The following is a 12,038-nucleotide window of genomic DNA, read 5'->3' as shown; positions in this document are numbered from 1 at the left end:
GTATCGATAGGTAAGACAGGCAGTCGCGGATATGAATTTCGACACAGACTTAATAGGTGCCGTGGTAATTGGCAGAAATGAAGGTGAGCGCTTAAAGGCCTGTCTCAATTCACTCAAATCCAAAATTACCAAAATTGTTTATGTGGATTCTGGCTCTACCGACGACAGCGTTGCTTTTTCCAAAAGTATTAACGTTGATGTCGTTGACCTAGATACCAGCATTCCCTTTAGTGCTGCGCGTGCGCGTAATGAAGGTTTGCAACAACTGACGTCTTTGTATCCCGAAATTAAATTCGTGCAGTTTGTTGATGGCGACTGCCAAGTCGCCGACAACTGGATCGAATTCGCTTATCAATCTTTGGTTGAAAATCCCGAGCGAGCCATTGTTTGCGGCCAGCGTATGGAGAAGTTTCCAAACGCGAGTCTTTATAATCTTTTTTGCGATATCGAGTGGAATACTCCCGTCGGTGAAGCCGGTGCTTGTGGCGGTGATTTTTTAGGGCGTGTAGAAGCCTTACAAGCTGTCGGCGGTTTTAATCCTTCAGTCATTGCCGGTGAAGAGCCTGAAATGTGTTTTCGCTTGCGTGAGCAAGGCTGGAAAGTTTTTCGTCTCGACCACGCAATGACACACCACGATGCACAAATGCATCGCTTCAAACAGTGGTGGATGCGTGCCAAACGTTGCGGTCATGCTTATGCACAGGGTGCAGATATGCATGGCGATAGCCCAGAACAGTATTATCGTCGAGAAGTAAAAAGCGCAATTGTTTGGGGCGGCGTTATTCCCGCGCTATTGCTAGTTAGCCTTGTGAGTACTTTGTTGGTACCTTTTTGGTGGGTGTTGGGCGTTTGGCTATTGCCCTGCCTGTTGTTTTTAAAAGTTTTAAAATACGCATGGCGCGGTAAGCGTTTGCCTTTTTCACAGGCTCTGCCTTATGCGGCGTCTCTGGTTATCGCAAAGCTCCCTGAGTTTTCAGGGGTTTTAGAGTATTACTCGCGTAAACGCAAAAAAACCGCGTTCAGTATTATTGAATACAAATAATATCGAGGCCTGCACGACTACTATCTGCATGACTAATCTTCATGACTAATCTTCATGACTAATTAAGTAGATCGTGAGCTTTTGAATTAGGCAATTTACTCGTAAAAGGTTGTTAGCTTACCAATGAATTCAGGATTATTTTGGGTAATTGCCACCTACGGAAGCTTGGTTGGAATTCGAGTTATTGGCAACTTGATATTAACCCGTCTTCTTCATCCCGAAATGTTCGGGACCATCGCTTTGGTGAATGCCGTTATTCTCGGCATTAATATGTTCGCCGACGTCGGTGTACGCGACGCGGTAATAAACAGTCATCGCCACCAAGACAAAAACTTTGTTAATACCGCGTGGACGCTCAGCGTTATTCGCGGTTTTATCGTTTTTGCAGTGGTGCTAATTCTTGCTTATCCCTTTGAAATATTACTGGGCGTTGAAGGTATTTGGCCGGTGATTGCTGTGTCGGGCTTATCGCTGATTGCCTATTCGTGCATGAGCACCAAGGTGTTCAGTGCCGAAAGAGACATCGATTTAAAGATGATTTCTCTGTTGGAGATTGGCGCTCAGTTTATCGGCATGATCATTATGATCGGCCTTGCCTGGTGGTGGCAAAGTGTGTGGGCGCTCGCCGTGGGAACCATCATTACAACTTCTATATTAATGAGCTCCTACATGTTTTTGTTGCCGGGGCCGCGCAACAAATTCCACTGGGACAAAGACGCCGTTTGGGAAGTATTTAAGCTTGGTCGTTGGATTTTAATTTCCACTGCGGGCACGTTTTTAGTGTTGCAGGGTGATCGATTTGTTGCCCGGTATTTCACCAGTGTAGAACTGCTCGGTATATACAGCATAGCTATCGCCTTATCATCCATGGTGATAGAGGCGGCTGAAAAAGTCGGTAAAAAGTTGTTGTATCCCAAATATCGGCGAGTGGTAGCAGAAGGTGGCGAGCTGGATGGTGTTACCAAAAAAATGCGCTTTTTCGGTGTGGTTGGCAGCGTATTGATTTGTTTGCCGGTCGTGGGTTTTGGTGATTGGCTGGTACAGCTGCTTTATGATCCCAGATACGACGCAGCCGGTTGGATGCTGCAGTTACTCATTGTTGCCTCTATGTATCGGGCCATGGATTCAACGTTAAAACCGGTGTTTATTGCCAATAATGATTCGTTTACCGGCATGATTTACGAATTTGGCAAGGGTATTACCTATATCATCGCCATGATTATCGGAGGTATTTATGCCGGTTTAGTCGGAATTATTCTGGCGATTGTGGTCTCTCCTATGGTTAATCAAGTTGTGTTGACCTTTTACGTGCGCAAGTATGGAATTAGAACCACGCTCTTTGATATTGCACTGATGATTGGCGCTGGCGCCTGTGTTGCACTCATGTGGTGGGCGGTCGATTTTAATCCGTTTGCGGTGGAAAATCCGGTGTTCGTTCCAGAGTTGTCTGCTCCCGATGCACAGCACCTTGCTCATTAACACAACAAAAAGTTTTCAAGTGGAAATGGATATGAATCGAAGAAGTTTTATTGGTAGAGGCGTTGGCTTAGGTCTTGGCTCTGTGTTTAGTTTAGGCACGGCTTCTGTTCAGGCTGATTCGAAACAATCACCACTTGCTGTAAAAGCAAAATTTGTTCGCAAGGGTTATTACACCGTTGATGGCTGGTTGGTTTCCGAGCAGGAGCTGATTAAGCTCAAGGAGGCTGGGCATGTTGATTGATTTATCCGGTCTAAGCTCTTTTCCTTTTGTTGATAAGAACTACGATGTAGCCATTGCTGGTGCAGGTCCGGCTGGAATTACTCTGGCGCTGGAATTTGCCAAAGCTGGGAAAAAAGTCGCCCTGTTTGAAGGCGGTGGCTTAACCTACGATCAAAAGTCACAGGGTTTGTATACCCTCGTCGACGATACCGACAATTATTTCTCTTACACGCGCTTACGTTATTTTGGTGGTACCTCAAACCACTGGGCGGGTCGTTGTCGCCTTCCCGAGCCAATTGATTTTGAAGAACGCTCAGAAATCTACGAAGAAAGTGGCTGGCCGATCTCTTTAGAAGAGCTGAATCAATACCTTGATCCCGCCAAGGAGCTTTTAGAGCTAAATGGCACCTTTGCCGGAAAACCCGGCACCCAGGATCTACCCGAAAGTTTTTATCCCGACCCCGAGCAGTTGAGTTCACCGACGCGTTTTGGACAGAAATATCTCGAAACGATCAAGGCATCTGATGCCATCGATTTGTACATCAACGCTAACCTGGTTGATATTCGTCTCGACGACGACTTAAAAACAATTTCGGGGTTTGTCATTCGCAATTACGAAGGTGTGCAAGCAAATGCTTCGGCCCAGCAATTTATTGTTGCCCTTGGTGCCGTAGAAAATGCGCGTGTCTTACTCAATTGCGATTCACAGGTTAGCGGTGGTTTGGGCAACGGTGGTGATATGCTTGGCCGATGTTTTATGGAGCACTTTAATGTGCGTCTGGGCAAGTTTATCCCGCTGGGTGATGCATGGGATGGCGTTGATTCCATGGCGTTTTATACGTCTGAAGAGTTTGTGCGCGAATCTAAAATTGGCTCTTCAAATGTCACCATGCATTTTTCTGCATCGGCAGAGGTTGATGGCCGAGGTAAAGCCGTTAAAAATTTCTTGGTTGAGCGAGCTTGTTCTTGGGGTATGGAAGATCAATTGTCGAAGTTGTTTCAATTTAAATGTCCCGATGAGGGCCGTTTAAGTTCGCTAACTGAGCAAGATCCTGCCAAGCGTAATCGTATTTATTTGTCCCAAGAAGTTGACGATATTGGTCTTCGTAAAGCACAGATCGACTGGTATTTATCAGACTTTGATAAGAAAACCATCAAGGCCGTGGCCGAAGAGTTTGCTGTGCAATGTTTAGATGGCGACCTTGCCCGAGTAAAAGTACCTGATTTTCTCTTTGAAGAAAGTGTTAAGTTACCGTTTTATGGCAATGGCTACCAAGTGCACGGGCACGCTCACCACATGGGTGGTACTCGTATGGCTCTTACTGAAAAAGACGGCGTTGTCGATACCAATTGCAAAGTGTTTGGTACCGAAAATTTATTCGTTGCGGGCTCTAGTATTTTTCCACGAGGCGGAGCTCACAATCCAACCTTGCCATTGTTGCAACTTGCGTTGCGCTTATCAGAGCATATGCTTAACAAGGTTTAAGAGCCTCTGCCGCTAAACTCTTGTCATGATGCAAGGGTAAGGTGGTAAGTACCTAAGGCTTGTGTTGCTTTAAGTAGGCTCTGAGAACATGATCAAAACATTCGCTAGGGTTGGCGATTAATTTGTAACCTTTAGCAGTCGCGCTGCTGGCGTATTCTTTTTGTGGTGTATAGGTTGTTGGGCAATAAATAAAGCATGATCTACTTTATCAAGATATTTATTGTCCTCGGCGCCACTATCATTGCTGGCTCTTATTTATTTCATGCCATCGTCCGTGATCCGCGAGCCATTACTTGGGGAAAATGTTCCCTAATTTTAATTGGTGTTATTGCCGTCTTCGGCAATATTTGGATTATTTATCTCGCCACAGCTTTTGTTTGTATAAAGCTCGTTGAACAAGAGCGCGAAGACCGTATTTTGGCGTTTTTTGCCTTATTTTCAGCGCTTCCATTACTCGAATTTTGGGTGCCTTTTCCGGGTATTAATAACCTAATTCGCCTCGATCAGCCGACAGTCTTGGCAATTTTCTTATTGCTGCCCATTTATATTGCCCAGCGAAAAAACAAACCCAAGACAATTCTGTTAGATCGTCTGGTCATCACCTACTGCATTATTTCCACCGTACTCGGCTTCCGTTACGACATATCAGTTACCTTCTGGGGTAAGTCGGTTCTTCAAACCTTACTGTACGTGTGGCTGCCTTATTACGTGGTGAGCAACTCGCCGGGCAACATAAAGAATTACCTGATTGCGTTGTCGTTTGGCGGAATTATTCTGGCCCTCGGTGGTATCGCTGAATGGTTTTTCAGTTGGAAAATGTACGGCCCGTTGGCGCGCCATACGGACGGCATTTATGTTTCGCCCATTGCTACGGCGTACTATTTTCGCGGATTAGGATTGCGTATTTCTACCTCCTGGTTTGACCCAATCGCCTTCGGTTCCTTTATGGCGCTGAATCTGTTTATTGTCAGCCAAATTGGCCGTCTGGGGGTGAAAGCTGGCTGGCGCAGTTATCTGATTTGTGCGTGTTTATTTGCAGCATTATTGTTTACCGATTCTCGCGGTGCTTACTTAGTATTTATTGTCGGCATGATGGTGGTTGTGTATTACTGGATAAAACCCGGTGGCATGCGTTCATTTTATAAATACACAACACTAACTGCGGTCGTTATTTTGTTTTTAAATTTAGGCACCTTGGTTCAGCACGATACTTCTGGCTCTTGGCTTTATCGCTACAATCTGGTGATTAATTCCGAACATGCGTTTAAGGCTAACCCCTTATTGGGGTCGCCGTTTTTCCGCGATGATCCCGTTTTGCGAGCCACCATGCTGCAAGGACAAGGTATCGTTGATATCGTCAACTCTTATCTGGCCGTGGTGTTGCGGTATGGGTTGGTCGGTTTTGTTATTTACTTATGGATTTGGTGGGAAGCTATTAACGGTATTGCTAAGCGAGTTAGCGAACTTGAGCGCCGTAAAGATCCAAGGTATGAAGCCGGTATTGTTTTACTAGGGTCGGTTTTGGGCATGGCAGTCTTTATCATTACCACCAGCTCTTTTAGCTTTTTAGGCAAGCTGTTGTGGTTATTGGTTGCCTTGGCTTCGGCGTATATCAAAAATACCGAAATTCCCAAAAAGGCCCGAGCCGGTGTATCTACAGCATAAGTATATTGATGGTAGTCATCGAATGAATGTTCGAAAGAATAGGATTCGGCGATTAACAAAATACTCAAGCGACTTTTTAAAATTTCAGTGAATGGTTATTGTGATTAATGTCACATCCTTGTGCGCAAGCATTTTCTGTCACTGAAACGCTTTTATAAAACAGAGGAAAAACCTTCAAATTTGGGTGGGCCTAAATACAGGTCTCGATTTCCTGCGCCTGCATTGGCGTGTGCCTTACGAAAGGCTTCCGATTTCGTCCAGTCGATAAAAGCTTGCTCGTCTTCCCAAATCGAATGTGATGCAAATAAAGTGTGATCCAGTTGAGTGATACCTTGCAGCAGGTTAAACGATTTAAATCCCGGCACCGTTTCTAAAAAAGTTTCTCGGGATTTCCATACATCTATAAATTCCTGCTCTTTGCCCAGCGCAATTTTAAAACGGTTCATGGCAACGTACATGGTTGGTCTCCTATTAAATTCGAATTTTGTGATAATTCAGCAACAATCTTTCTCTAGAATGATTCGTTTTGCGAGTATATCTTTGCTCAAACTACCATTTTAGGATGGTTGATTGTTTATTCTAGGCGAGCCTTATCGAAGTGAATGAACAAATAACCAGAGAGTTTGTCCATAGGCCTCGTCTTTGAATTGGCTCTAGCGCGCGAATTGATTGCTCGTTTTCTGAGCTTTTTTCAGTGTTGTGCGTCAATTCGCATGAGTTTTCACCAATCTCGCCAGTCGCGCATAACTCAGGTAAGATTACCGGTTTGTATGTGACATTGAAAAATCCTGAATTGCCCAACATCTAGAACTTGCATTAAGTTTGTCAGCTGTCGGTTATATTGTTGGTATTCGACAAGATTTTCAGTGCGTTATTTTTATTGTTAGGTTTTAGTTGAATCGCCAAATGAGTACAGACACTTCAGGTTCCAATCCGATTAGCGCTGCAGACCAAGGCAACCAGCCTTTTGTATCGCCAGGCATGCCACCATTAACTTTTTCTAAGAACAAGGTTTCTTTTTTTGAGTTTTGGCCAACTTGGTTAATGTATTTGCCGGTTGTGTGCCAGTGGCTGTTGTTGAGCATCCGCCACAGATCATTAACACTGCCTTTGGTTGCAAATCCTAATTTAAAACTTTCCGGTATGGTTGGCGTTCCTAAAAGTGAATTGCTAGCCCAGGCTACCGGCCAATGTGCACAATCCATACTGACGTGGTTTGTTCATAAAATTGATACTCGTCCGCTGTCGGAACAAGCCGAAGATATTCTGAAAGAAATGTCACAATTAGGTTTGGATTTTCCGGTTGTGTGCAAGCCAGATATTGGCTGTAGAGGCTCTGGCGTTAAATTGGTTAAATCCCCAGAACAGTTAATTAACTATTTGTCGGCTTATCCAAAAGATGCCGGTGTTATGGTGCAAAAACTTGCCAGTCATGAGGCAGAAGCTGGGGTGTTTTTCGTTCGTGAACCAAAAGACCAGTACGGCAAAATAGTTTCGCTTGCACTTAAATACATGCCCTATGTGGTTGGTAATGGCAAAGATTCTTTGGCAACGTTAATTGCTCAAGACGAGCGCGCTAATCAACTACAACATTTATACCTTGAGCGGCACAAAGATCGTTTAAATGACATTATTCCAAATGGCGAACCTTATCGTTTGGTATTTTCGGCCAGCCACTGCCGCGGCGCAGTGTTTAAAGATGCTAACAAATACGTTACGCCAGAATTAAATGCACGTATTAACGAAATCATGTCTGACTTGCCCGAATTTTATTACGGACGTCTTGATATTAAATTCCCTTCCTTAGAAGAGCTGCAAGCCGGTAAAGGCATTGAAATTGTAGAAATTAACACGGCAAGCTCCGAGTCACTCCATATTTGGGACAGTGATACTTCCTTTTCGTATGCGTTAAAATCTCTGCTTTATCAATACAAAACATTGTTCACGCTGGGTAGCCAAAATCGTAAGCGTGGTTACCGAACACCGGGTGTTGGCGAATTCTATAAGCATTGGTTGAAAGAGCGTCGTTTGAAGGAATTCTATCCAGAAACTGACTAATGTTGACGCTTTCTGTTCTTGACGGCTTTTGGGCTAAAGCATTATTTCTAGCTTAAAAGTCAGATAAATATTCATAGAACTTTGATCGAGATTTTAAAGTTCACAAAACTATAGAATTTCCATGACAAGTTTTGATTTGTACATGGTTTCGCACGCCTTCAAATGGTAAGGTTGCACCCGCTAAAAAGCTGATGACTGATTTTTGTTCAGCTAGGGAAGTAAGTTCAAAGGTTTATCGTATGAAATCCGAATTCAATCCATTCAGGGTGCCTGTAAAAAACCGTTTTTTAGCGGGCTCGGTGGAAAGCATGCTCGGCCTGAAAAAATTGATTCGCGGGTACGATAATCGCCCCAGCGACGCGACCGGCGCCGAAAATTACGAACGTTTTTTAAAGTACACACTTGAAGTTCTTGGAATGGGGTTAACCCCGGTTGGCGGTGATCACCTCAACGAAATTCCAAAAGAAGGTCCGGTAATTTTTGTTGCTAACCATCCCTTAGGTGGACTGGAAGGTGTTGCCATGACGGATCTTTTGCTGAAGGTTCGTCCCGACTTAAAAGTGTTAACAAATCAATTGCTCACTCGAATTCCTGAGTTGAGTGGGCTATTTATTGGTGTTGATGTACTTTCAAAAAATGCGGCTGCAGCAAATGCAAAAGGTATTCGTGCCGCCTGTAAACAGCTCAGCCAGGGCGGTGCCTTGCTGATTTATCCAGCCGGTACCGTATCTGCCATTGACACCGGCACTTGGCAGATTCGTGATTCAGAATGGGATAATTTGGTTGGGCGTTTGGCGAAAAAATATAAAGCGACCTGTGTGCCGTTCTTTGTTGATGGCAAAAATAGTAAGGCGTTTTATACCGCAGGTTTAATCCATAAACGTCTGCGAACACTGATGCTGCCCCGTGAGTTGGCTAACAAAGAAGGCAAGAACTTTGACCTTTATGTGGGTAAGCCAATTTCCCCGGATGAGCTAACAAGTCTTGAAACCGAACAGGCGATTACGAATTATTTACGAATTGCGACGGATTTGTTACCAAATTCACGAAACCAAAGTAGTAAAGAATCCGTCATTATCTCAGGTGCAACAATCGCTGAGTCATCTAAGAGTGACGAGATCGAAGAACAGCTCGAAAAGATCCAAGATTGTTTGATGGTCGAGAGTGGCGAGTTTGAAGTTTATTGTGCACCCTATGATCGCCTCGGCAAAATCATGGATGCCATCGCGACTTCTAGAGAGGTAACTTTTAGGGCTGCGGGCGAAGGTACTGGTCGCGAGAAAGACTTCGATCACTATGATCCGCACTACCTACATTTATTTTTGTGGGATCGTGATGCCAAAGCGCTAGTGGGTGGTTACCGAATTGGTCGAACCGACGAGATCGTTGCCAAGCACGGTCTTAAGGGTTTGTACAGCCGCTCGCATTATCATTACGATGAACGTTACTTGCAGCGAGTGGGTAGTGCGCTAGAAATGGGTCGATCCTTTGTGACACCGGCTTATCAGCGTCATCCTCGTGCACTGGATTTACTTTGGAAGGGTATAGGCGCCTACATCGCTCGCCACCCGGAGTATCACACGCTATTTGGTTGTGTAAGTATTTCCAAAGAACATTCGATTTTAGCGCGGGCGTTTTTATCGGATTCTATGTTGGCCGGTTTTCGTGCTGAACAAGAGTTTTTAATGGATATTCGTCCGGTTGTGCCACTTAAAGTGCGCGGAAAAGTGTGGACTTTAGAAGCTCTTGCGTCTATTTCCAATATTTCTGCCATCAATAAGCTTTTGGGGCGCTGCGATCCGGGTAAGTCGGTACCAATCCTGCTTCGACATTATTTGGCGTTAAACGGTAAGTTTGTATGTTTCTCTGTAAACACCGGATTTAACGATTCTCTCGATGGTTTGATCTTGGTTGACTTACGAAAATCTCCAGACAAGTACATTAAGCGCTACCTCGGTAAAGATGGTGCTGAGAAATTTTTGCAATTATGGAATCAACATGAAACAGCTGCTTGACGCAACTATTGAAACTTTAGAACAGCTAAAGTCCCTGGTATTGATCTGTCAGGGTGAGTCTTACAACATTCCTTGTGAACATTCGCTTTCTGGTGTTGGTCGTCACGTAAGACATATTTTGGATCATTTTGTAACCGTTCGCGAAGGTATGGAAGCGCGTACGATCAATTACAACAAACGCTCTCGCAACAGTCGTTTAGAAGACGAGCCAGCCGAAGCGGTTGCTTTAATTGATGACTTGATCGATTGGATGAATAACTCAAATATTCAAAACGAGAAGGTTTGGGTAGAAACAGAAGTATCTGTGAGCCATACCCAAAATATGGTGGTTACATCTTCGCTAAGCCGTGAGTTCTGTTACTTAATTAATCACACGGTTCACCATTTGGCATACGCTAAAATGGTCGCCGGTCAACTTGGTTTTGACGTTGACAGAACCGTTGGTCTTGCGCCAAGTACGGCAACCTACCTTCGACAAACCGCTTACAGTTAATTGCGATGCGGCTCGGTCTTAGCGATTAGAGCCGCCTCTCCTTATCTCTTCCAATTACACTCCCATCTTCAATAATTCTTTTGATAAATTCGCGCTCTATTTTGACTATGGCGTTCTTCTAAGCTGCAATTTACCCAGTTAACTGTAGTTTTGCTGAGCAGTTTCAATCGCTTTCTAGAGTTATTCCACTGCGAAATTTCCTGTTATTTCTGTGATTAGAGTGCTCATTTAATTTCGTTATTTTCAGTTCAATTATTGTTTAAATGCTATTTTTGTTGTGTTCGAGCTAAAGATTTTTGAAAATAAAAACCCCCGTAATTTAAGATTTTGCAAACATGATTGTAAAACCCCCCAGTATCAACCAACTTCACCAAATTCTGCCCGATGAACCTTTGCTGATGATGGGCGCAGGCCCTGTACCTATTCCTGAAGCGGTTTCTGCGGCAAACGGTATCGTTATTAACCACCTTGGTTCGACCATGGCGAAAGTTGTCGAACAGGTTAAATCGATGGCCGGTTATATTTTTCAAACTCAGTCACCATGGATACTTGGGGTCGCGGGGCCAGGTTCTGCGGCAATGGAAATGGCTGTAGTTAATTTGATTTGGCCGGGCACTCGCGTTCTAAACATTTGCAATGGTTTCTTTTCTGCTCGACTTGCTGAGATGTCACTAAGAACTTCTGCCGAATGTGAACGTTTATATGTTCCCGACGGACAGAGCGTTGATCCCGATGCGGTTCGTGAGGTTATGGCTCGGTTCAAACCGCAAGTGGTCACGATGGTTCAGGGGGAAACCTCAAACACCACCTTTAACCGACAGCTTCCCGAAGTTGCAAAGATTGCCCGCGAGCACGACTGTTTGGTGATCGTTGATGCCGTTTGCACCTTGAGTACCATGGCGCTGCCGATGGATGAGTGGGGCGTTGATGCGGTGATCACTGGCGGTCAGAAGGGATTAAGCTCTATTCCTGGTGTATCGTTAATTGCTTTTTCGGAAAAGGCCTGGGCTCGGGTGCAAAACCGTAAGGCTCCGATGAGTCATTGGACGTTAGACGCTAATCTAGCGACTAACTTTTGGCACAAAGCCTCTTATCACTACACAGCTCCTGTTTCTGGGCTGCTCGCCCTTCACGAAGCCATGCGCTTGGTTATTGACGAAACTTTAGAAAAGCGTTTTCACCGCCACGAGGTTTGCTCCAAGGCGTTGCAAGCGGGTATTGAGACAATGGGGCTAGAGCTTTTCGTAGAACCTGATAGCCGACTAAACTCGGTAATTGGCATCCGACTGCCTGCCCAGCTTACTTCCTCGCAGATTTGCGCCCACATCTCTGCTCATTATCGCGTCGAAATTGCTGGCTCTTTTGGCCCGCCAATCGTAAGGATTGGTCAGATGGGCGAACAGTGTCGTACCCATAACCTATTCAGAGCGCTACACGCCTTCGGCTCTACCTTTAAAGATTTGGGTGTCGCTGTTGACGTTCCGGGGGCCATGGCCGAGCTGGAAAATCAACTGCAAAAATCTCGTAACGTCTAGTTGCTGCTGTGATCAAGGAAGATCCAGTCAAGCAAGCGATTACAA

The 12,038-nt window shown here is 44.8% G+C and carries 10 protein-coding genes; 9 read left to right on the top strand and 1 reads right to left on the bottom strand.

What is annotated here, in order from left to right; all coding sequences use genetic code 11:
- The first annotated feature begins 31 nt into the window (after positions 1–31).
- The 5 genes from ACYQ28_RS09300 (at position 32) to ACYQ28_RS09280 (ending at position 5,892) form a co-directional block, all read left to right on the top strand.
- On the top strand, positions 32–1,042 hold the full coding sequence (locus tag ACYQ28_RS09300) for a glycosyltransferase family 2 protein (protein ID WP_460049523.1): 1,011 nt from the start codon (positions 32–34) through the stop codon (positions 1,040–1,042).
- Between the two features lie 123 nt (positions 1,043–1,165).
- A complete protein-coding gene (locus ACYQ28_RS09295) occupies positions 1,166–2,521 on the top strand; it encodes an oligosaccharide flippase family protein (RefSeq protein ID WP_460049524.1) in 1,356 nt (451 codons plus the stop codon).
- Positions 2,522–2,552: 31 nt separating this feature from the next.
- Entirely contained in the window at positions 2,553–2,762 is a 210-nt protein-coding gene (locus tag ACYQ28_RS09290) for a hypothetical protein (RefSeq protein ID WP_460049525.1), read from the top strand.
- Entirely contained in the window at positions 2,752–4,227 is a 1,476-nt protein-coding gene (locus ACYQ28_RS09285) for a GMC oxidoreductase (protein ID WP_460049526.1), read from the top strand. The genes ACYQ28_RS09290 and ACYQ28_RS09285 overlap by 11 nt, the downstream gene beginning before the upstream one ends.
- Before the next feature lie 195 nt (positions 4,228–4,422).
- Entirely contained in the window at positions 4,423–5,892 is a 1,470-nt protein-coding gene (locus tag ACYQ28_RS09280; protein WP_460049527.1) for an O-antigen ligase family protein, read from the top strand.
- A gap of 152 nt (positions 5,893–6,044) precedes the next feature.
- Here ACYQ28_RS09280 and ACYQ28_RS09275 read toward each other — a convergent pair whose 3' ends face one another.
- Entirely contained in the window at positions 6,045–6,350 is a 306-nt protein-coding gene (locus ACYQ28_RS09275; RefSeq protein ID WP_460049528.1) for an antibiotic biosynthesis monooxygenase family protein, read from the bottom strand.
- 448 nt (positions 6,351–6,798) lie between these two features.
- Between ACYQ28_RS09275 and ACYQ28_RS09270 the strand changes: the two genes are divergently transcribed.
- The 4 genes from ACYQ28_RS09270 to ACYQ28_RS09255 all read left to right on the top strand — a co-directional run bounded on the left by ACYQ28_RS09270 (position 6,799) and on the right by ACYQ28_RS09255 (position 11,993).
- Complete coding sequence (locus tag ACYQ28_RS09270) at positions 6,799–7,950, top strand: D-alanine--D-alanine ligase (RefSeq protein WP_460049529.1); 1,152 nt, start codon at positions 6,799–6,801, stop codon at positions 7,948–7,950.
- Between the two features lie 239 nt (positions 7,951–8,189).
- The gene (locus ACYQ28_RS09265) at positions 8,190–9,965 is read left to right on the top strand and encodes a lysophospholipid acyltransferase family protein (protein WP_460049530.1); all 1,776 of its coding nucleotides are present in this window, start codon (positions 8,190–8,192) and stop codon (positions 9,963–9,965) included.
- Positions 9,949–10,458 carry a DinB family protein gene (locus ACYQ28_RS09260; RefSeq protein ID WP_460049531.1) on the top strand — a complete coding sequence of 170 codons (510 nt, stop codon included), beginning with the start codon at positions 9,949–9,951 and terminating at the stop codon, positions 10,456–10,458. The genes ACYQ28_RS09265 and ACYQ28_RS09260 overlap by 17 nt, the downstream gene beginning before the upstream one ends.
- A gap of 335 nt (positions 10,459–10,793) precedes the next feature.
- Positions 10,794–11,993: a pyridoxal-phosphate-dependent aminotransferase family protein gene (locus ACYQ28_RS09255; RefSeq protein WP_460049532.1), complete on the top strand. Its 1,200-nt coding sequence runs from the start codon at positions 10,794–10,796 to the stop codon at positions 11,991–11,993.
- The last annotated feature ends 45 nt before the right edge of the window (positions 11,994–12,038 follow it).

Source organism: Sessilibacter sp. MAH1, assembly GCF_054658315.1.
The sequence above is the reverse complement of the archived record's forward strand: the minus strand, read 5'-3'. Positions and strand labels throughout refer to the sequence as shown.